The sequence below is a fragment of the Mesorhizobium sp. CU3 genome, from assembly GCF_006442965.1.
GTDB lineage: Bacteria > Pseudomonadota > Alphaproteobacteria > Rhizobiales > Rhizobiaceae > Mesorhizobium.
On the sequence record NZ_VFWX01000013.1, the window covers coordinates 110,966 to 131,246 of the forward strand.

24 protein-coding genes are annotated in these 20,281 nt (G+C 63.3%); 9 read left to right on the top strand and 15 right to left on the bottom strand.

What is annotated here, in order from left to right:
* Window positions 1-22: 22 nt before the first annotated feature.
* The gene (locus FJ988_RS20415) at window positions 23-226 is read right to left on the bottom strand and encodes a type II toxin-antitoxin system HicB family antitoxin (RefSeq protein WP_140820145.1); all 204 of its coding nucleotides are present in this window, start codon (window positions 224-226) and stop codon (window positions 23-25) included.
* Window positions 227-561: 335 nt separating this feature from the next.
* Between FJ988_RS20415 and FJ988_RS20420 the strand changes: the two genes are divergently transcribed.
* On the top strand, window positions 562-2,703 hold the full coding sequence (locus FJ988_RS20420) for a sodium-translocating pyrophosphatase (RefSeq protein ID WP_140820146.1): 2,142 nt from the start codon (window positions 562-564) through the stop codon (window positions 2,701-2,703).
* A gap of 72 nt (window positions 2,704-2,775) precedes the next feature.
* Here the strand turns inward: FJ988_RS20420 and FJ988_RS20425 are convergent, their stop codons facing one another.
* From FJ988_RS20425 to FJ988_RS20465, 9 genes are all read right to left on the bottom strand, one after another.
* Window positions 2,776-3,579: an ABC transporter ATP-binding protein gene (locus tag FJ988_RS20425; RefSeq protein ID WP_140820147.1), complete on the bottom strand. Its 804-nt coding sequence runs from the start codon at window positions 3,577-3,579 to the stop codon at window positions 2,776-2,778.
* 53 nt (window positions 3,580-3,632) lie between these two features.
* On the bottom strand, window positions 3,633-4,961 hold the full coding sequence (locus FJ988_RS20430) for an ABC transporter substrate-binding protein (protein ID WP_140820148.1): 1,329 nt from the start codon (window positions 4,959-4,961) through the stop codon (window positions 3,633-3,635).
* Window positions 4,962-4,974: 13 nt separating this feature from the next.
* A complete protein-coding gene (locus FJ988_RS20435; RefSeq protein ID WP_140820149.1) occupies window positions 4,975-6,030 on the bottom strand; it encodes a branched-chain amino acid ABC transporter permease in 1,056 nt (351 codons plus the stop codon).
* A gap of 2 nt (window positions 6,031-6,032) precedes the next feature.
* A complete protein-coding gene (locus FJ988_RS20440; protein ID WP_140820150.1) occupies window positions 6,033-6,914 on the bottom strand; it encodes a branched-chain amino acid ABC transporter permease in 882 nt (293 codons plus the stop codon).
* Entirely contained in the window at window positions 6,911-7,705 is a 795-nt protein-coding gene (locus tag FJ988_RS20445; protein WP_140820151.1) for an ABC transporter ATP-binding protein, read from the bottom strand. The genes FJ988_RS20440 and FJ988_RS20445 overlap by 4 nt, the downstream gene beginning before the upstream one ends.
* A gap of 92 nt (window positions 7,706-7,797) precedes the next feature.
* Entirely contained in the window at window positions 7,798-9,204 is a 1,407-nt protein-coding gene (locus FJ988_RS20450; protein WP_140820152.1) for an LLM class flavin-dependent oxidoreductase, read from the bottom strand.
* Between the two features lie 172 nt (window positions 9,205-9,376).
* On the bottom strand, window positions 9,377-10,360 hold the full coding sequence (locus tag FJ988_RS20455) for a glycosyltransferase family 2 protein (protein ID WP_140820153.1): 984 nt from the start codon (window positions 10,358-10,360) through the stop codon (window positions 9,377-9,379).
* 1 nt (window position 10,361) lies between these two features.
* Entirely contained in the window at window positions 10,362-10,907 is a 546-nt protein-coding gene (locus tag FJ988_RS20460; protein ID WP_246688619.1) for a dTDP-4-dehydrorhamnose 3,5-epimerase family protein, read from the bottom strand.
* Between the two features lie 151 nt (window positions 10,908-11,058).
* Window positions 11,059-11,565 carry an outer membrane protein assembly factor BamE gene (locus FJ988_RS20465; RefSeq protein WP_140820154.1) on the bottom strand — a complete coding sequence of 169 codons (507 nt, stop codon included), beginning with the start codon at window positions 11,563-11,565 and terminating at the stop codon, window positions 11,059-11,061.
* 117 nt (window positions 11,566-11,682) lie between these two features.
* On the opposite strand from FJ988_RS20465, the gene FJ988_RS20470 reads away from it, so the two are divergent.
* From FJ988_RS20470 to FJ988_RS20500, 7 genes are all read left to right on the top strand, one after another.
* The gene (locus FJ988_RS20470) at window positions 11,683-12,237 is read left to right on the top strand and encodes a ubiquinol-cytochrome C chaperone family protein (protein WP_140820155.1); all 555 of its coding nucleotides are present in this window, start codon (window positions 11,683-11,685) and stop codon (window positions 12,235-12,237) included.
* Window positions 12,234-12,782 carry a DUF177 domain-containing protein gene (locus tag FJ988_RS20475; protein WP_140820156.1) on the top strand — a complete coding sequence of 183 codons (549 nt, stop codon included), beginning with the start codon at window positions 12,234-12,236 and terminating at the stop codon, window positions 12,780-12,782. Before FJ988_RS20470 ends, FJ988_RS20475 begins: the two co-directional genes overlap by 4 nt.
* Before the next feature lie 131 nt (window positions 12,783-12,913).
* A complete protein-coding gene (gene plsX, locus FJ988_RS20480; RefSeq protein ID WP_140820157.1) occupies window positions 12,914-13,984 on the top strand; it encodes a phosphate acyltransferase PlsX in 1,071 nt (356 codons plus the stop codon).
* A 9-nt stretch (window positions 13,985-13,993) separates the two neighbouring features.
* Window positions 13,994-14,965, top strand: a complete 972-nt coding sequence (locus FJ988_RS20485) for a beta-ketoacyl-ACP synthase III (protein ID WP_140820158.1) — start codon at window positions 13,994-13,996, stop codon at window positions 14,963-14,965.
* A gap of 106 nt (window positions 14,966-15,071) precedes the next feature.
* Window positions 15,072-15,395 carry an integration host factor subunit alpha gene (locus tag FJ988_RS20490; RefSeq protein ID WP_140820159.1) on the top strand — a complete coding sequence of 108 codons (324 nt, stop codon included), beginning with the start codon at window positions 15,072-15,074 and terminating at the stop codon, window positions 15,393-15,395.
* Between the two features lie 132 nt (window positions 15,396-15,527).
* Window positions 15,528-16,067 (top strand): MerR family transcriptional regulator, encoded by a 540-nt coding sequence (locus tag FJ988_RS20495; protein ID WP_140820160.1) that lies wholly within the window; start codon window positions 15,528-15,530, stop codon window positions 16,065-16,067.
* 78 nt (window positions 16,068-16,145) lie between these two features.
* Window positions 16,146-16,448: a DUF883 family protein gene (locus FJ988_RS20500; RefSeq protein WP_140820161.1), complete on the top strand. Its 303-nt coding sequence runs from the start codon at window positions 16,146-16,148 to the stop codon at window positions 16,446-16,448.
* A gap of 40 nt (window positions 16,449-16,488) precedes the next feature.
* On the opposite strand, the gene FJ988_RS31415 is transcribed toward FJ988_RS20500, so the two are convergent.
* The 4 genes from FJ988_RS31415 to FJ988_RS20520 all read right to left on the bottom strand — a co-directional run bounded on the left by FJ988_RS31415 (window position 16,489) and on the right by FJ988_RS20520 (window position 19,127).
* A complete protein-coding gene (locus FJ988_RS31415) occupies window positions 16,489-16,782 on the bottom strand; it encodes a hypothetical protein (protein WP_181183617.1) in 294 nt (97 codons plus the stop codon).
* Window positions 16,779-17,501 carry an ATP-grasp fold amidoligase family protein gene (locus FJ988_RS31420; protein WP_140820163.1) on the bottom strand — a complete coding sequence of 241 codons (723 nt, stop codon included), beginning with the start codon at window positions 17,499-17,501 and terminating at the stop codon, window positions 16,779-16,781. Before FJ988_RS31420 ends, FJ988_RS31415 begins: the two co-directional genes overlap by 4 nt.
* A gap of 217 nt (window positions 17,502-17,718) precedes the next feature.
* Entirely contained in the window at window positions 17,719-17,979 is a 261-nt protein-coding gene (locus tag FJ988_RS20515; RefSeq protein ID WP_140820164.1) for a hypothetical protein, read from the bottom strand.
* Window positions 17,980-18,140: 161 nt separating this feature from the next.
* Entirely contained in the window at window positions 18,141-19,127 is a 987-nt protein-coding gene (locus FJ988_RS20520; RefSeq protein ID WP_140820165.1) for an ATP-grasp fold amidoligase family protein, read from the bottom strand.
* Window positions 19,128-19,184: 57 nt separating this feature from the next.
* On the opposite strand from FJ988_RS20520, the gene FJ988_RS30900 reads away from it, so the two are divergent.
* Entirely contained in the window at window positions 19,185-19,523 is a 339-nt protein-coding gene (locus FJ988_RS30900; protein WP_181183618.1) for a hypothetical protein, read from the top strand.
* A gap of 142 nt (window positions 19,524-19,665) precedes the next feature.
* Here FJ988_RS30900 and FJ988_RS20530 read toward each other — a convergent pair whose 3' ends face one another.
* Window positions 19,666-20,274, bottom strand: coding sequence for a hypothetical protein (locus tag FJ988_RS20530; RefSeq protein ID WP_181183619.1), 609 nt, complete (start codon window positions 20,272-20,274; stop codon window positions 19,666-19,668).
* Between the last annotated feature and the right edge of the window lie 7 nt (window positions 20,275-20,281).

Genomic DNA, 20,281 nt, shown 5'->3' on the forward strand with positions numbered 1-20,281 from the left:
AGGTCCTTGCCTGAAATGGATTTCAAACTGCGATTTCCACCAACCTGCCGGGTAATGAAGTGACCGAGGAAGGCAGATCCACCGAAAGACAGCCTTCAATGGCTTCACGCAGATTTGCGTAAAGTTCGTCCAGAGTTTCTCCCTCAGTCGCGCAACCGGGAATGGCGGGGACCTCGGCCCAGAATCCGCCTTCTTCCGCTTCGTGGACGATAGCCTTGAACGTCATTGATCAGCTCCTGTCCGCCTGAAGATATGCTTGGTCTGGAGCATTTGCAAAGCGCGCGATCCGTCAGCGATTGGCCTTGCTCAAGACCAGATCCGAGCAGCCGGACGTAACGTCATTTCAATCGATCTAATTCCGGACCCGTGCTGGCACAACGTTTAGTGCCTTCGTCTTTCGGGTGAAAGCAGGGCAAAAACCGAACAATATCTTGACGTTCCGAGCCCTGTTTCGCATACACGCCAGCGAAGGGGCGGATTCCGACTTGCCGGCAATTCGTCTTCTGTCTCATCGGCCCAGGGAGGGGTTCTTTTGGGCCAAAAATCGAGGAAAAATCCGGCATGACCATCATCTTCGCCGTCATCGCCTGCGGCTTGCTTTCAGTGCTCTACGCCATCTGGGCGACACGGTCGGTCCTTGCGTCCGATCAGGGCAACCAGCGCATGCAGGAAATCTCCGCCGCCATCCGCGAGGGCGCCCAGGCCTATCTGGCGCGCCAATATACGACCATCGCCATTGTCGGCGTCGTCGTGCTCCTGCTCGCCTGGTGGCTGCTCTCCTTTACCTCGGCGCTCGGCTTCCTGATCGGCGCCGTGCTTTCAGGCGCCGCCGGCTTCATCGGCATGCATGTCTCGGTGCGCGCCAATGTGCGCACCGCGCAAGCCGCCTCCAACAGCCTCGCCGCCGGCCTTGACATCGCCTTCAAGTCGGGCGCCATCACCGGCTTGCTGGTCGCGGGCCTGGCGCTGCTCGGCGTCTCCATCTACTACTGGATCCTGACCGGCCCGATGGGCCTGCAGCCCAATGACCGCATCGTCATCGACGCGCTGGTCTCGCTCGGCTTCGGCGCTTCGCTGATCTCGATCTTCGCCCGTCTCGGCGGTGGCATCTTCACCAAGGGCGCCGACGTCGGCGGCGACCTCGTCGGCAAGGTCGAAGCCGGTATTCCCGAAGACGATCCGCGCAACCCCGCCACCATCGCCGACAATGTCGGCGACAATGTCGGCGACTGCGCCGGCATGGCCGCGGACCTGTTCGAGACCTATGCGGTGACAGTCGTCGCCACCATGGTCTTGGCCGCGATCTTCTTCGGCGGCACCGCCATTCTGGGCGCGGCGATGCTCTACCCGCTCGCCATCTGCGGCGCCTGCATCCTGACCTCGATCGTCGGCACCTTCTTCGTCAAGCTCGGCGCCAACGGCTCGATCATGGGCGCGCTCTACAAGGGCCTTATCGTCACCGGTCTGCTCTCCATCGTCGGCCTCGGCATCGCCACCTCGGCAACCGTCGGCTGGGGCGAGGTCGGCACCGTCGCCGGCATCGCCATCACCGGCAAGAACCTGTTCATCTGCGGCCTGATCGGCCTCGTGGTGACCGGGCTTATCGTGGTGATCACCGAATACTATACCGGCACCAACAAGCGCCCGGTCAACTCGATCGCCCAGGCCTCGGTGACCGGTCACGGCACCAACGTCATCCAGGGCCTCGCGGTCTCGCTGGAATCGACGGCGCTGCCGGCCATCGTCATCGTCGGCGGCATCATTGCCACCTACCAGCTCGGCGGCCTGTTCGGCACCGCGATCGCCGTCACCACCATGCTCGGTCTCGCCGGCATGATCGTGGCGCTGGACGCCTTCGGCCCGGTCACCGACAATGCCGGCGGCATCGCCGAAATGGCCGGCCTGCCCAAGGAAGTGCGCCACTCGACCGACGCGCTCGACGCGGTCGGCAACACCACCAAGGCGGTGACCAAGGGCTATGCAATCGGCTCGGCCGGTCTCGGCGCGCTGGTGCTGTTCGCGGCTTACTCGAACGACCTGAAGTTCTTCGCGGCCAATGGCGACAAGTACCATTACTTCCAGGGCATGGGCGACGTCTCCTTCGACCTCTCCAACCCTTACGTCGTCGCCGGCCTGATCTTCGGCGGCCTGATCCCCTATCTGTTCGGCGGCATCGCCATGACCGCCGTCGGTCGCGCCGCCGGCTCGATCGTCGAGGAAGTGCGCAAGCAGTTCCGCGAGGACAAGGGCATCATGGCCGGCACCTCGAAGCCGAACTATGCCCGCGCCGTCGACATCCTGACCAGGGCGGCGATCCGGGAAATGATCATCCCCTCGCTGCTGCCGGTGCTGGCGCCGCTCGTCGTCTATTTCGGCGTGCTTTTGATCTCCGGCTCGAAGGCCTCGGCCTTCGCGGCGCTCGGCGCCTCGCTGCTCGGCGTCATCGTCAACGGCCTGTTCGTCGCCATCTCGATGACCTCCGGCGGCGGCGCCTGGGACAACGCCAAGAAGTCGTTCGAAGACGGCTTCACCGACAAGGACGGCGTCAAGCACCTGAAGGGCTCCGATGCGCACAAGGCCTCGGTGACCGGCGACACCGTCGGCGATCCCTACAAGGATACCGCCGGCCCGGCCGTCAACCCGGCGATCAAGATCACCAACATCGTGGCGCTCCTGCTGCTCGCCGTGCTCGCGCACGGCTGATCGCAGCACACGTTCCAAGACAAAACCCGCGGGAGCGATCCCGCGGGTTTTTTGTTGGCGCCTCGGATTATCCTACCCGGCCTGGATCGCCGCTGGCGCGCCGTAGCCGAGGTAGAACCGGTGAAGGTCATCGCGCGCGGCGAGGTCGGAGGCATTGCCCTCGAGCGCCACGCGCCCGCCTTCGAGCACATAGGCACGCGAGGCGTGGGCGAGCGAGAGGGCGGCGTTCTGCTCGGCGAGCATGAAGGCGGTGCCTTTTTCCCGGTTGAGCCTGACGATGATCTCGAAGATTTCTTGGACGATGCGCGGGGCAAGCCCCATCGACGGTTCGTCGAGCAGGACAAGGCGAGGCCGCGTCAGCAGAGCACGGCCGATCGCGAGCATCTGCTGTTCGCCGCCCGACGTCAGGCCGGCCAGCGTTCGGCGCTTCTCCCTCAGTCGTGGAAACCAGGCATAGATGTCGTCAAGTTGCCGCTTGATTTCGGCGCGGTCCGGCCGGTGCAGGAAGGCGCCGGCGAGCAGGTTCTCCTCAACGGTCAGATGCGCGAAGACATGACGTCCTTCCAGCACATGGACGATGCCACGCGCCGCCAGCCGGTTCGCCGGCGTGCCGACGATGTCTTCGCCGTCGAAACGGATATGGCCGCGACGCACACTGGCGCGGTCGGCTGCGGCGAGACCGGAAATCGCCTTCAGCACCGTGCTCTTGCCGGCGCCGTTCGCGCCGAGCAACGCGACGATTTCGCCGCCGCTGATCGTCAGCGAGACATCCGCCACCGCCAGGATCGCGCCGCCATAGACGACTTCGATACCCGACACATCGAGCAGCTTGCGGCCGGCGGCATTCGGATCGGCGAGGTGAGGCGCTGTCGTCATCGTCGTTTTCCTTATGGCGAGGGGCGGCGGATGCCGCGCCTCGCCGAACGCAATCAGTTGGTTTCGGCTTCCGGGGTGCGCGGCGTGATGCCGTGTTCCTTGGCATAGGCCGCCGCGCCGTCCTTGATCAGCGGGTTGAGGAGCTCATGATCCGCCTTGATCCAGTCGGTCTTGAGCACCCATTTCTGCCCGTCCCAGCTCTGGATGCGGGCCGCGCCGCCGCCTTCATGGTCGAACGGCGTGATCTTGATCGGCTGCAGCAGGCCCTCGAAGCCGATCTGCTTCAGCCTGGCGTCGTCGATCGTCAGGTGCTCGAAGGCCCAGCGTCCTTCCTCGCCATTCAGCGGCCGGGCGCCGAAATGCTTGTAGCCGGTCCGCAACGCCTCGACGGCGAGAGCGGCGTTGACCAGGCCGACATTGTAGTTCACCGCGCCGAACAGTTTCTGGTCCCTGAGATCCGATTTGCCCTTGTCGAGGATCTCGGCCTTCAGGCGCTTGTGAATGTCGAAATCCGTGCCGCCCGGATAGGGCGCCAGCGCCGAATAGCCGATCGCCGCCTTGCCGGCCGGTATGACGTCGGACTCGGAGCCTGCCCAGACGTCGCCGATGATGTGGTCGGCCGGGAAGCCGAAGCGCTGCGCCGTCTTGATGGCGACCACCGTCGAGACGCCCCAGGTGCGCAGGAAGACCCAGTCCGGCTTCTGTTCGCGAACCTGGCGCCATTGCGGCGACTGCTCGTTGCCGGGGTCGGCGACCGGGATCTGGATGTTCTCGAAGCCGTACTTTTTTGCGAGCAGGTCGATGGCCGGCTGGCTGGCGCGGCCGTAGGCGCTGTCGTGATAGACGGTTGCGATCTTCAGGCCTTTCAGCTTGTCGAAGCCGCCGACCTTGGAAGCGATGTAATTGATGCCCGTCGAAGCCTGGCTGTAGTAGCTGAAGAGCAGCGGGAAGGCATAGGGGAATACCGTTCCGTCGACGGTCTCGGTCTTGCCGCCTGCCGGGTCGATCAGCGGGATCTTGTCCGCCGCCGCCTTTTCCAAGAGCGCATAGGTGGCCGGCGTGCCATGGGTGAAGAAGAAGGCGAGCGGCGAGCCGTCCTTGCCAGCCTTGACCCGCTCGTAGACTTCCACCGTGCGGTCCGGGCTCCACTCGGTTTCGAATTCCTCGTAGTTGAGCTTCACGCCCTCGACGCCGCCTTCGACCTCGTTGATATAGCGGAAATAGTCCCGCTCGCCGGCCCACCAGAGCTCGCCGGACGAGGCATAGGCGCCGACGCGGTAGGTCGGCAGCGGTATGTATTGGCTGACATCGGCGGCCAGCGCCGCCGATGTGGCGGAAAACACGGTGCCGGCAAGAAGCGCGGCGAGAAGCAGTCTTTTCATTGGTTTTAGGCTCCTAGGTTTGGGAGGATGGAAACAGTCGCCGGCGCGCCGGCAGCTTGACGCCGAGCAGGCGCGCAAGACCTTCGGGTTCCTTGATCAGGAACCACATGATGAGCAGTCCGAAGATGCCTTTCTGGATGTTCTGCAGCAGGCCGGCATCGACATGCCCGCTGAAGAGGTGCTGGAACAGCCAGTCCAGCGCCAGCGGCAGCAGGCTGACGAAGGCCGCGCCGAGATAGGCGCCGCGAATGGTGCCGAGTCCGCCGATGATGATGATGAAAAGGATCTGGTAGGATCGCGACAGGCCGAAGCTCTGCACGCTGGCCGAGCCGAGATAGGCGAAAGCCCAGAGCGCCCCGGCGATGCCCAATATGAAGCTCGATACGGCGAAGGCCTGGAGTTTCGCGCGCACCACCGGCACGCCGATCACCGCAGCCGCGGTGTCCATGTCGCGGGTCGCCATCCAGTTCCGGCCGGTCTGGCTGCGCACCAGGTTGAATGACAACAGGGTGACCAGCAGCACCGTGCCGAGTGTCAGATAGTAGCGTCCATGCGGCGTTTCGGCGTTCAGGCCGAAGACGGTGAGGCCGCGGGGCAGGGCGATGGTCGCCGACGAGTTGCCGTCATAGAACCATGGGAATTTGAGGAACAGCCACTCGAAGAAGAACTGTGCGGCCAGCGTGCTGACGATCAGGTAAAAGCCCTTGATGCGCGTCGAGGGGATGCCGAACGCCAGTCCCAGGGCGGCAGCGATCAGCCCGGAGACGACAAGGGCGAGCGGCAATGGCAGGTCCGGCACGCGAAGCTGCAGCGAGAAGGTGGCGTAGGCGCCGACCATCATGAAGGCTCCGGCGCCGAGCGACAGCTGGCCCGCATAACCGGTCAGAAGGTTGAGGCCGAGTCCCGCGAGCGACAGGATCAGGAACGGCACGATGATGGCGTTGATCCAGTATTCGGAGGCGAGAAACGGCCCGGCGAGTACCGGGAGGGCGATGGCGGCCAGTCCCACGGCGCGCAAGCCGACCTTGTCGATCGTCGGCGCGGCGATGGGCAGATCGATCTCGGACATCTTCAAACCCTCTCGATCTGGCGTTCGCCGAAAAGCCCGGCGGGGCGGATGAACAGGAAGACCAGCGCGAGCGCATAGGCGAACCAGGGCGTGATGCCACCGCCGAGGAAGGGGCCGATATAGGTCTCGGCTAGGCTCTCGCTGGCGCCGACGATGAGGCCGCCGAGAATGGCCCCGGCAATCGAGGTGAATCCGCCGATGATGAGGACCGGCAAAGCCTTCAGCACCACGAGCGAAAGCGAGAACTGCACGCCCTGGCGGGCGCCCCACAGCAGGCCGGCGACCAGCCCTACGATGCCGGCGACCGCCCAGACGATCTGCCAGATGCGGTTGATGTCGATGCCGAGCGAAAGTGCTGCCCGCGTATCGTCGGCGACGCCACGCAACTGGATGCCGATGCGGGTGCGGTTGAACAGCAGCGAGAGCGCGATGCCGAGGGTCAGCGCCACGCCCGCGGCCACCAGGTCGAACTGGCTGATCATGATGTCGCCGAGGAAGATCGGCAGGTCGTCTATGCCGAGGTCGAGGGCGCGAACCTGGGAGCCCATCGTGCCCTGCGCCACCGCCTCGACGAGATAGGACAGGCCAAGCGTCGCCATGAAAAGCGTCATCGGGCTGCGGTTCGTCAGCGGCCGAAGCAGAAGCCGCTCGATGGTGATTGCCATCAGCACGAGCAAAGCAATCGTCAGAGCGATGGCGCCGAAGGCCGGCACGCCCTGATCCGTCAGCGAGACGAAGGTGAGCGCCGCAAACAGCAGGATCGAGCCCTGCGCGTAGTTGAAGACGCCGGATGCCTTGTAGATCAGCACGAAGCCAATCGCGACCATCGAGTACATGGTGCCTGCAAGCAAGCCGCCGATCAGGGTTTCGAGGAACATGCTCATGCGGCGATCTCCGCGCGTTCGGAGCCGAGATAGGCCGCGATGACATCGGGGTTGTCGCGGATCGTTTCCGGAGGTCCGTCGGCGAGCTTGCGGCCGTAGTCGAGCACCACAACGTGATGGGCGAGTTCCAGCACGATGCCGATGTCGTGCTCGATCAGCACGATCGTCAGCTTGAGCTCGCGGTTGAGACGCGCGATAACGGCGGCGATCTCCTGCTTTTCGGATGCATTCATCCCGGCGAGCGGCTCATCCAGCAGCACCAGGCGCGGTTCCGCGACGATGGCGCGGGCCAGTTCGACCTTCTTCTGCACGCCATAGGGCAGGGTGCCGACGACGGTCGCGGCATGACGGTCCAGCCCGAACAGGCGCAGCACCTCATGTGCCCGTTCGCGAAAGCGGCGCTCTTCATGGCGTGCACGCGGCAGCCGGAACATTTCCTCTACAAGCGTAAGCCGGGAATGCCGGGAGAGCCCGGTTATGGCATTGTCGATGACGCTCATGCCGGAAAACAGCGCGTTGTTCTGGAAACCGCGCCCGATGCCGCGCCGCGCCGCCTCGAGCGGCTGCATGCGGGAAAAATGCTCGCCCTCTAGGATGATCTCGCCGGCGTCAGGCACATAAACGCCGTTCAGGATGTTGAGCAACGAGCTCTTGCCGGCGCCGTTCGGTCCGATCAGCGCGCAAATCTCCCCGGCCTCGACACGGAAGCTAAGCTCCGAAATCGCCTTGACGCCTTTGAACGACAGCGAAACGTTCTTCAGTTCGAGTGCGGGCCGTGTGGGCGTGGTCATCGACTTTCATTCCATTGTTCTGGCGCGCGGCAAGGTCCGGGAAGGCAGGCTTTCGGGGATGCGCGCCGGTGCGTGTCGGCGGCTGGCCGCGCTCAGGCAGCCTCGCCGGATGCGGCAGCGTTCTGCTCGCGCTTCACGCGCTCGATGTCGCGGAACCGGTGGGCAGGGTGGTTTGCCGGCAGGTAAGGTCCTTCGCCGAACAGTTTTTCGCGCAGCGTGCCGTCGCGATAGGCCGTCGCGTAGACGCCGCGTTTCTGGAGCTCAGGGACGACATAGCCGATCACGTCGGCGAAGCTGTCATGCGCCAGCGCATAGGCTAGGTTGAAACCATCGATGTCGGTTTCCTCGACCCATTCTTGCAGAAGGTCGGCAATCGTCGACGGCGAGCCGACGAAGAGCGGGCCAAGACCACCGATGCCGCCCCACTTGGCCAGTTCCTCGATAGTCCAGACCTTGTCGCCCTCCGCCAGATGCTCGACCGCGGAGATGATGGCGTTGGTCTTGACCTTCTTGACGGTGTCGGTCGGCTTGTAGTGGCCGAAGTCGATCCCGGTCCAGCCGGACATCAGCACCAGCGCCCCGTCATAGGAGGCGTATTTGGCATAGTCTTCGTATTTGGCGCGGGCCTTCTCGTCCGTCTCGTCGACGATGATGGTCGCCATCGCGTAAACCAGCACCTTGTTCGGATCGCGGCCTTGCGCGGCGGCGCGCTGGCGGATGTCCGACACATAGGCGCGCGTCGCATCCTTGAGCGGCGTCGAGATGAAGACGCATTCGGCATGCCCGGCGGCGAACTGCTTGCCGGGGCCGGATGCGCCAGCCTGAAACAGCACCGGCGTGCGCTGCGGTGACGGTTCGCTGAGATGATAGCCGGGGACGTCGAAATATTTGCCTCTGTGGCCGATCTCGTGGATCTTGGACGGATCGGCGAAGATGCCGCGCTCCTTGTCGCGGACGACGGCGCCTTCCTCCCAGCTTCCTTCGAAGAGCTTGTAGAGAATCTCGACATATTCGGTCGCCACGTCGTAGCGGTTGTCGTGCGAACGCAGGCCGCCTTGGCCGACATTCTTGGCGCCGCTCTCCAGATACGACGTCACGATGTTCCAGCCGACGCGGCCCTTGGTATGGTGGTCGGCAGTCGAGAGCCGGCGGGCGAACGTGTAGGGATGCTCGAAGCTGGTCGATGCGGTGATGCCAATGCCGAGATGCTTAGTCGCCAGCGCGATCGGATTGGCGAGCTGCAGCGGGTCGTTCACGGGGATCTGGACGCCTTGAAGCAGCGCGTTGTCGAGATTGCCCTTGTAGACGTCGTAGTAACCGACGACGTCGGCTATGAAGACCGACTCGAAGAAGCCGCTTTCCAGAAGCTTGGCGAGATCGGTCCAGTACTCGAGATCCTTGTACTGCCATGACCGGTCGCGCGGGTGCCGCCATAGACCAGGTGACTGGTGCCCCACGCAGTTCATCTCGAAAGCATTGAATCGTATCGTCTTTGCCATGAGGCGTCGTGTCCCCGCTGATATGGGCGGGACACTAAGGGGCCAAATCGTCCAGCTACAGAAATTATATCTTTTTTATAGACTTAATATGGAAAAGGCATTGCGCGCTGTCGGGGAATGACAATCCATCGCTGCCGGCCTTGACCACGCCAGCCACATCTCTCCGGGACGCTTAGTTGTCCTCTGGTTTGTCATGGCCTTTGCTGTAGCGAGCCTTTAGCTCGTCCACGGTCGGTTCGCGCCCGGGCATCGGCGGCAAGCCGCGCTTCTTGCGCAGCATGGCGATGAACGCACCACGCGCAAATCTGCGGCGGAATTCCCGGGCTCTCGGGTGCACGCCAAGCGCAGCCAGCAGCCTGCGTTTGAGATAGCGGAAGCGCGTGGGAACCCGAGGTTCTTCGACGTTGCCGAGTATCTTCAAACGCAATGCATCCGGCGCACTCATGGCGTCCATCAAGTCTTCCTGCTCGCGCGCCGTATCGCCCGCGTAGCTGCCTTCGCGCTTGCCTGAATGCAGCATCAGCACTGTGAGATGCGGCATCGTCGCGATCACCGCGCCCTTGCGCCAAGCCCGGAACAGCCAGTCCTGGGAGCTTTCGCAAACGCACTGGGCGGCCGGGCGCCATGGTCCAAGAATTGGCAGTGACGTCCGCCTGAACATTTGCGCCGAGCCGAATCCCACCGTGATGACCGGATCGTAGAAGCCGTCCCGTCCCATCCCGACGACCGAATGCAGAGACTCCCTACTTGCCGCTGACTCGACCACCGCACCTCGCGCGATCACCACATCGGCGCCGGTGGCCTCGATCCAGCCGCTCATCGACGCCAGATGGTCGGGAAACCAGAGGTCGTCATGGTTCAAGATGGCGATGAAGCGGCCGCGGGCCCGGGCAAAGCCGATACTGTTCGGTCCCGATTGTTCGCCGAAATTCACCGGAAGATCGATGTAGGAAATCCGCGAGTCACAGAAAGCTGAGACAGTTGCTGCCGTATCAGGCCGGCAGGCATCGCCGACGACGATGGCCTCCCAGTCCTGCAAAGTCTGACCGATGAGGCTCTTCAGCGCCTGACGCAGGACCGCCGGGCGGTTGTGAGTCGCGATGACGACTGAGACGAGGGGCTCTGCGGTCGGAGCCGGCTGGCTGGAGGGCTTCACGCTACACCAGCTTGTAGGGGATCTGTTCGGTGTCGGGCGGCAGACGCCAGTGGTCGGGGCTGTCGAAGGCGTAGGCCTTGTCGACAAGGTTGAGCAGCAGGGCGGTCTCCGGTCCGAGCGAGGTGACGCCGTGCCACACGCCGGGCGGAATGATGACGATCGCCGGCCTCAGTGCGCCGACGATCTTATGCCAGACGGCGCCGAAAGTAGGCGAGGCCTTGCGGCCGTCGAACAAGGATATGCGCACGCTGCCGACAGAGCAGAACAGCCTGTCCTGCGTCACCGCATGCGCGTGCCAGCCGGTCACTGCGCCCGGGTACAAGGTGCGCTGGAAGACCTGTCCTATCGGCAGCGCGTCCAGCCCCCATTCCTCGCGGAAGATTTCGGTGAGATAACCCGTCGACGTTGCAACCGGCCGGATCTCCTTGAATGTCACGCCGTCGATCCCCGGAGGATCGACAATCTGCCAGTCCGGCGTCACGGTCTGCCGATCCGGCGAGCCGGTCGCCATCCAGCCTTGTGGTGCGGTGCGATTGTCGTTGCCCATGCCCAGTCCCCGGAAATGCCTGCAAAGTGATAGGGGTACGTCCCGGCCTTGGCAACAAGCCGGCGTCCGGCCGCGGCCAAGCTGTCGAACAAAGACCCGCCGAATCGCTTCGGCGGGTCTTCTGCCTGTCTGAAATGTCGCTGCTACGGTCTTAAGTGCCCGGGGTGGGCAGCGCCATCTTGCTCGCGCCCTTGATGACCTGGCTGAGGAAGTTCTGGTCCTTGCCCCCGGTCGGCGTGGTTCGCGAGATGAAGTCGAAGATCTTGCCGTCCTTGAGGCCGTAATTGGCGATCTGCGTGACGCGCCCGTCCGCGCCGAAATAGACCGCCAGCACATGCTGGTCGACGATGTGCGGCTTGTCGAAGGCGACGTAGCGCTTGCGCGTCTGCGAGATGTAATAGAAGGCCTCGTTGTCGAAGGTCGCGGTGGTCGACGGCGTGCCCAGCGCCAGGAGCACCTGTTCACGGCTCGATCCCACCGGCACCGAGTCGATGGCCGCCTGGTCGATGACATAGCCTTGCGTCAGCGTCTCGCTCGGGTGGAGGTCGCCGAACATCTTGGACGAATTGCAGGCCGAAAGCGCGGTTACGGCGACCAGCAGGGAAGCCACGCCCATCGGCACAGGCGTGAGAATCGACTTGAATTTCAGCGCACCCAACAACAATTCTCCATCACATCCCCGCAACTTGCGCTGGGCCGCAAAACCGGTAAACCAGCTTGCATGCCGATGCAACAAGGCCAAATCAAACAAAAGGTCCCCGGGAGACCGCCCTCAATGTTCCAGCGCCTTTTTGGCCGTGAACGCCATGCCAACCGCGCTATCACCGACGCGCTCTACGCACAAATCGTGGCGGCGGCGCGGCAAACATTGTTTTATTCCGACTGGAATGTGCCGGACACGCCGCTCGGCCGCTTCGAGATGCTGTCCTTGCATATGTTCCTGTTCCAGCACCGGCTGCGGGGCCAGGAAGGTGCTGCCGCCGAAGTCGCGCAGGTGCTGATCGACGAGTTTTTCCTCGACGTCGACCATTCGCTGCGGGAACTCGGCATCAGCGATGTCGGCGTGCCGAAACGCATGAAGAAGCTGGCAAAGATGTTCTATGGCCGCACCGCCGCCTATGACGACGCCTTGCGCGCGGACGACCGCGCCGCACTTGCCGCCGCACTTGCCCGCAACATCAGGCCCGATGCCGGCGCATGGCCCGAGGCGCCGCTGCTGGCGGACTATGTTGCGCAGGCGTCCCGGCAACTCGCCGCACAGCCGAGCGAATCGATCGTCGCCGGCAAGGTGATGTTTCCGGTCGCCGGGCAGGCCGAGAGGCCGGCATGAAACACGCTGAGCCGAAAAGCCCTGTCTCCTTCGTTGCCAATGTCGCGCGCCTGCCGCAGAAGGGCCTGCCTGTCGTCGTCGAAGCCGATGAACGGCAGCGCACGGCTCTGGCCGCCGAATACGACCTGCTTTCGGTCGAACGCTATCGCGCCGAGCTTCTGGTCACGCGCTGGAAGCGCAACGGCGTCAAGGTGAGCGGACGCGTCGAAGCCGACATCACCCAGGCCTGCATCGTCACCCTCGATCCCGTCGCAGCCCATATCGACGAGCCTGTCGAGGCGCTATTCCTTCCGGAAGACTCGAAGCTCGGGCGCGAAGGTTTCGAAGGCGGCGGCGAGATCGTCCTCGACGCCGACGGGCCCGACAGCCCAGAGACCTTCTCCGGCGACTTCATCGACGTCGGGGCTCTGGCCGAGCAGTTTTTCGGCTTGGCGATTGACCCTTATCCGCGCAAGCCCGGCGCCGCGGTGGACGTCGCCGGCGACGATCAGGCGGAGGAAAGCGAATTCCAGAAAAAGCTGCGTTCGCTGCTCGGAAAATCCTGAAAGCGCCTCCGATTTTGGAAAAGTTGGTTGTGCGCAGGCGCAAAACCGCTATTTTCGCCGAACCTTCGCGAGCCCCCAATATCCTGGCAAGCATCCGCCGCAAGCCAGGCAAACCGTGAGAAAAACACTACGTGATCAGGATTTCCATCGATGCCATGGGCGGCGATCACGGACCGAGCGTGGTCATCCCGGCGCTGATGACGGTCGCCATCCGCCGCCCCGACATCCGCTTCGTCATCTATGGCCGCGAGGACGCCGTGCGTCCCGAACTTGCCAAATTCCCCAAGCTGGCCGAGGTGAGCGAGTTCGTCCATTGCGAGATTGCGGTCCGCATGGACGACAAGCCCAGCCAGGCGCTGCGCCACGGCCGCTGGAAATCGTCGATGTGGAAGGCAGTCGAGGCGGTGAAGAGCGGCACTGCGCAGGCTTGCGTCTCCGCCGGCAACACCGGCGCGCTGATGGCGATGTCGAAATTCTGCCTGCGCACCATGGCCACCATTGAGCGGCCGGCGATCGCGGCGCTTTGGCCGACGACTCGCGGCGAAAGCGTGGTGCTCGATGTCGGCGCCACCATCGGAGCCGACGCGCATCAGCTTGTCGACTTCGCCATTCTCGGCACCGGCATGGCGCGCTCGGTGTTCGGCATCGAGCGGCCGAGCGTCGGCTTGCTCAATGTCGGCGTCGAGGAGATCAAGGGCCAGGAAGAGGTCAAAGAGGCTGGCCGCATGCTGCGCGAGGCCAACATGGCCTCGATGAATTATCGCGGTTTCGTCGAAGGCGACGACATCGGCAAGGGCACGGTCGACGTTGTCGTCACCGAGGGTTTTGCCGGCAACATCGCGCTGAAGACCGCCGAGGGCACGGCAAGGCAGATCGCCGGCTACCTGCGCGCCGCCATGAGCCGCACGCTGATGGCCAAGATCGGCTATGTTTTCGCCAAGGGCGCCTTCGATCGGTTGCGCGAGAAGATGGATGTCGGCCGCTCCAATGGCGGCGTCTTCCTGGGGTTGAAGGGCATCGTGGTGAAGAGCCATGGCGGCACCGATTCGGATGGCTTCGCGGCGGCGATCGAGCTCGGTTATGATATGGTCCGCAACAATTTGCTTGACCGGATCGAGGCCGACCTCGATCTGTTCCATGCGCGCAACCCGAATGCGCAGGCAAACAGGAAATCCGGCGCCACCGCCGACGCCGAGGAATAGGAAAGAGCCTTGATCAGATCAGTCGTGCGCGGCAATGGTGCCGCGCTGCCCCGCCGCATCATGAAGAATGCCGACTTCGAAGGCATGGTCGAGACCTCCGACGAGTGGATCGTCCAGCGCACCGGCATCCGCCAGCGCCATGTCGCGGCCGATGACGAGACGACGGCCTCGCTCGGCGAGGCGGCTGCGCGCGCCGCGCTAGCCAGCGCCGGCCTGACGCCGGCCGACATCGACCTGATCGTGCTGGCGACCTCGACGCCCAACAACACGTTTCCGGCGACCGCCGTCGAGATCCAGAACCGGCTCGGCATGCATCACGGCTTCGCCTTCGACATGCAGGCGGTGTGCTCGGGCTTCGTCTACGCCGTCGCCACCGCTGATCTCTACATCCGCGGCGGCCAGGCCAAACGCGTGTTGGTGATCGGCTCCGAAACCTTTTCACGCATTCTTGACTGGAACGACCGCTCGACCTGCGTGCTCTTCGGCGACGGCGCCGGCGCGCTGATCCTCGAGGCGCAAGAGGGAGCGGGCGCCATCGCCGATCGCGGCGTGCTGGCGGCCAGCCTGCGCTCCGACGGCGTCCACAAGGACAAGCTCTTCGTCGATGGCGGACCGTCGACCACGGGAACGGTCGGCCATCTCAGGATGGAAGGTCGCGAAGTGTTCAAGCATGCCGTCGGCATGATCACCGACGTCATCGAGGCGACCTTCTCGCAGGCTGGCATCACGGCCGACGATCTCGACTGGTTCGTGCCGCACCAGGCCAATAAACGAATTATTGACGCTTCGGCCAGGAAGCTCGGGATCGCCGAAGAGAAAGTGGTGGTCACCGTCGATTTACACGGTAACACCTCGGCTGCCTCCGTACCGCTGGCGCTCTCGGTGGCCGTCGCCGACGGCCGCATCAAGAAGGGCGATCTGGTGTTGCTCGAGGCGATGGGTGGAGGCTTCACCTGGGGCGCGGTGTTGGTCCGCTGGTAAGTGCCGAACAGTCCAGTTTCGGTTCTTGACCTTGCCGGATCAATTACTTAGGCTCGGCCTTTATCTGTATCGATTTACGTTTTGCGCGAGCTGATGGGACGGTCGCATGGGGGGAAAGACACTGACGCGTGCCGACCTTGCCGAAGCCGTCTACCGAAAGGTCGGCTTGTCGCGCACGGAATCGGCGGAGCTCGTCGAAGCGGTTCTCGATGAGATTTGCGAAGCCATCGTTCGCGGCGAGACGGTGAAGCTGTCGTCCTTCGCCACCTTCCATGTCCGCTCCAAGAACGAGCGCATCGGCCGCAATCCCAAGACCGGCGAGGAGGTGCCGATCCTGCCGCGCCGGGTGATGACGTTCAAATCGTCGAACGTGTTGAAGAGCCGCATCCTGCGCTCGCACCAGAACAGCAAGACCAAGAGCGGCAAATAGATCGCCGGCCAATACGGTTGAAAACCGCCGGCTCCTTTGACGTCGGGCTTGAATATTGTTTCATAAGCCGCTGAAATAAGCCTCGATTCGGGATGAACTGACCCGATCGCCGTCCAGCGTGAGGTTCCGCCTATGGACAAGAGCCCCGATGCGTTCCGCACCATCAGCGAAGTCGCGGAAGATCTCGATCTGCCGCAGCACGTGCTGCGTTTCTGGGAGACGCGCTTCAACCAGATCAAGCCGATGAAGCGCGGCGGCGGCCGCCGCTACTACCGGCCGCAGGATGTCGAGCTGATCAAGGGCATCCGTCACATGCTCTACGACCAGGGCTACACGATCAAGGGCGTGCAGAAGCTGTTGCGTGAGAACGGCAACCATTTTTTGGTCGCCATCGGCAATGGCGACATGGCGGCCGTCGAGGCAATTGCGCAGCGCCGACAGGCCGAGCAGGTGCCGCTGACCGCCGGCGCCCAGCCGCGCGGTGACGAGGATGCGCTGGTCGGGCAGCCCAAGGTGAAACCCAGCCGCCGCTTCTTCGGTCTCGGCAAGGGCGACGAGGAAGGTCCTGTACAGCCCGATTCCTCGAAATTGTCGCGCGACAATCGCGCTTTGCTGCAGGAAGCGCTGTTCGACCTCCTGGAATGCAAGCGGTTGCTCGACCAGGTGCGCTGACGCAGCGCCGCTGTTCGGCAACGGAACTGCCGCGATGCCGGCGCGTTAGCCCTTCTCTCGAAGAGAAGGACATTTCGCATGGCATCGTTCTCGACGCTCTCTGACCTCGACCTCGACCGGAAGGTCGCCTCGCTTTCGCGTCAGCTCGACGATCTCAAGAAGGCATTGACCAAACACGGCGACGCCTATGTCGAAGACGGCCGCGAGGCGGCATCCGACTACTATGCGCAGCTCGGCGAACGCCTCCACGAGGCGCTGCCGGCCATCCGGCGCAGGGGCAGGGCGCTCGAGCGCACCGCCCGCGACAATCCAGCGGCGACCGCAGCCGTCGGCTTGGTCGTGGTCGGGCTGCTCGCTGGTCTGCTTTTCTCCCGGCGGTGAAAGATCCACGCGCCGTTTTCAGAACGTTTGGCGGCAGACATCAAGGCGTTTGCTCGATGCTGATGTCGGCCTTCCATTGCCTGGCGGGAACGTCTGGCGTCGATCCGCACTTGGCCCGAAGTGCACTGGCGTATAAGCGCGCCAGGCCTTTCTGTTCCCGCTGCAGATAGTGCGATCGATTGAGTCGCCATAGCCGCTCGATTTCGCCGGCGAACGCCGGATTGGCGCAGATGCCATAGCCTGCTGCGGGATAGACGACGACCTCGCCGGCGTAGAGACACCGGTCGGTCACCAGGAAGTCGACACGGATGTAATCGAGGTCGCCGGCGATCACGGGTGCAATCGATATCGCTTGGCGGACATAGTCGAGAAGCCGCGCGTTGACAGGCACCGCCTGATCCTCGCGGGGATAGTCAGGATCGCGCCCCGCAATGGGGCGGCTTCCCGATCCAGAAGCAAAGAACGCAGTGCGGCCTTATCCTCGACCCAGGCGTGTGTGACCGTTCCGCCGCAAACATGCACTTTGATGTCGGTTGCTATCGTTTCGCCGGAGAGCGGCAGCCGCTCTTCCACGAAGACGGGGGGAACAATCGACCAATAAGCCCATTCGCCATCGCGGCGGCCATAGATTTTTCGCAACCAGCGCCTGGCCTTGGCAATGATGTGGTCGCGGCTCGGTTCGCCACCGGCAATGAATATGTTCATCGCGCAGCCGTGGTTCGCCTTGACAACGACATCGCCGGCCAAAAGGTCGACAGGAATGTCCGCAGGGTCGCCCCCGGACCACATCGTTCGCGGCACGGCAAGTTCGGGGCAGACGCTGCGGATATAAGCCTTCGCGGCGAGCTTGTCGGTCAGTGTCACGAACAGTGGGTTCCGGTCGAAGATTTTTCGCCAGAGCACCCTCTCATGATAGCTCTCAGGCGCGGCCGGATTGGGCAGGTAGCCCAGTTTCATGGCAAATCGAACGAGCAGGACCGGATGACGAAGCGTGAGCAGCAGGCGCGCAATAGCCAGAATGAGACGGTGTCTGGTCGCGAGATTGGCCTTCATGCGGGATACATTCCGGGAAAGCCCCTGTCAGGCCGAGAAGGAGGGCCGATCGACCCGCGACTATTCCGTAGCACAAATCATAAAGAACTTGTCATCCCTCATTGGCGAGGCGCGTATCACGCGAAAAAGCCGGGGAAAGGCTGTCGCGGATAGAGCGGCAAATCAAAAATGGCGGCCGCAGATCGCGGCCACCATCTTCATACCCCGCTTTTGGCGATCAGTTCGCGGCCTTGAGCCGGGTTTTCGGGTCGACCTTCATGACCTGGCTGCACTTGCCGTAGACGGTGCCGTTCTTGTCGGTGGCGTCGGTGTAGGTGCCCTTGCAGTCGATCTGCAGCACCAGACACGAACCCGAGCCCTTACAGACGGCGCCGCCGTCGCCGGTCGGATGCGTGCCGGCAAAAGCCGGCGCCGAAACCGAGCTGAAAGCCGAAACGACGAGAGCCGCGGCGAGGGTGATACGCTTGAAGTTGGTCATTTGAGCATTTCCTTCCATTGGTTTGCGAGGATCGCCTCTTTGGCGTCCTTCCAGGTTTGGGAGCGCCTTCGTGGCGTCCATGACCGTTGAGTGCCGCAACCAGCGGAATGGTTCATATGGGCGCGATTTTTCGGGACGGCGCTGCCCAAGCAATGGAAGCTCTAGGCGCGGATTTCTTTTGCCCTCGCGCCGGCACATCTGGCGCGCAATGCCTCGGCGTAAACGCGGCCAAGGCCGCGATGCGGCCGCCTGAGATAGGCGGAGTTTTCGAGATGCCACAGGCATTCGAGGCTGCCGGCGATGACGGGGTTTGTCCAGGTGCCGTAACCGGCCGCGGAATAGATGCAAATCTCGCCGGCATGGAGACCCTTGTCCGTCACCAGGAAATCGACCCTGACATGGTCGAGATCGCCGGCGATGCGGGGCGCCAATGCTATCGCTTGGCGGACAAGGTCGAGCAGGGCGTGGCCAACCGGCATCGATTGATCCTCACGCGGATAATCGGGATCGCGTCCCGGTAACGGCTGGCCGTTGCCGTCGAACAGATGCGAGCGCTTGGCGAGCTTGTCCTCGGCCCAGACATGGCTGATCTCGCCGGCGCAGACATGGACCTTGATGTCGGTGGCGATCGTTCCGCCGCTGAGTTGCAGCCGCTCCTCGACGAGAACCATTGGGACGATCGGCCAATAGGCCCACTCGCCGTTACGCCGCCCGAAGCGCCTTTTGAGCCACCGCTTCGTCTTGCGCACGATCTGCTCCCGATCGGGCCGGCCGTCGGAAACGAAGATGTTCATTTCGCAGCCGTGATTGACCTTCACGACGACTTGGCCGGCAAGCAGTTCCGTCGGGATGTCGCTCGGGTCCGGGCCGGACCAAAGCGTTTCGGGTATCGGCAATTCGGGGCAGGCGGCCCGGATATGGGCCTTTGCCGCCAGCTTGTCGGTCAGCGTCACGAACAGCGGGTTACGGTCGACGATCTTCCGCCACAGCATCAACTCGTTGTAGCGCGTCGGCGCGGCCGGATTGGGCAGATAGCCCATTCGTCGAGCGAAGCGGGCAATGAGCAATGGATGACGAAGGGTAAGGGCAATGCGCGCGGCAGTCAGCACCAGGCGGTGTCTGGTCGGCAGGTCGACGCTTGTTCCCATCGGATACGGTCCGGAGCGCTGTGCGGCAGTACCGGATGGCGGATGCTAGGAGGTCCGATGGGAAGGCCGGTCCGCTCAAACGGCGAAGGCCTGATCCTTCCCATCGGTAGTTGGGAAGGATCAGGCCTTCTTCGGAGCCATCTTCTTGTGGTGGTGATGATGATGGTGGTGATGGTGATGATGATGCTTGTGGTGATGATGATGATGGTGATGATGGTGGTGCTTCTTGGCCGGAGCCGCATCAGCGCTCGTCACGCCGAGAGAGGCCATGCTGAACGCCAGGGCCAGAGCAAGCCCGGACGCGGTGAGGAGGGACTTCTTCATGATTTCGTTTCCTTTTTACGCGGGCGTTCCGAGACTCACCGGATCAAATCGGTGACCCAAGCCCCGCGTTGAAACTATCCTCCCGGATTTTTTCGACACTTTTTCCCAACTGTAGATTTTTGTTTCTGGATTGTTTCTGGGACACGTTTCCGCACACGTGTTGTCTGCGGCGCAACGCGTGGGCCAATAGCGCCAGGAAGCGAATGCGCTCGCCTTACATGGGCGGCGCGATGCCGTGATTGCCGACAACGACGCGATTCGAGACCAGCTTGCCGTCGCTGCCGCGTTGCGCGTTGACGAATACGGCCATGCCCGGCGTCAGGTCCGCCGGCGTGGCCTCCGCGAAGGTCACGATCGGCGTCGTCTGCGGGATCGCTATCTGCTTCTTCTGGCCATTATCATAAGTGAGCGTCACGGTGCGGCCGTTGATCTCGGTGACGTCGGCGACGGTGCCGTTGGTCATGCGGCTGTTGGGTTGCAAGTCCCAATCGCGATCGCCTTCGCCGGTGCCTTTGAGCGCAGCCGGAAAGACCACGACCTCCAGCGCGCCACTGCCGCCATCGGCCTTGGAAACCGAGGCGATGCCTAGGAAGTCGCCCTGCTTGATGTCGGCGGCCGACGCCTTGGCGACCCCGGAGATTTTCCAGCCGTCGGCCAGGGTGATGGCATCCGTCTTGCCGTCGCGGTCCTTCACCGTCAGCGTCGATCCGGCAAAGCTGACCACCGTGCCGCGCACGCGCGTCGCGTCCGCCGCCTGGGCTGCCGCCGCGCCGACGAGGCTTGATACTGTGCCAAGCACAATTGCGAGTGATTTCAGATTCATCGCTTCC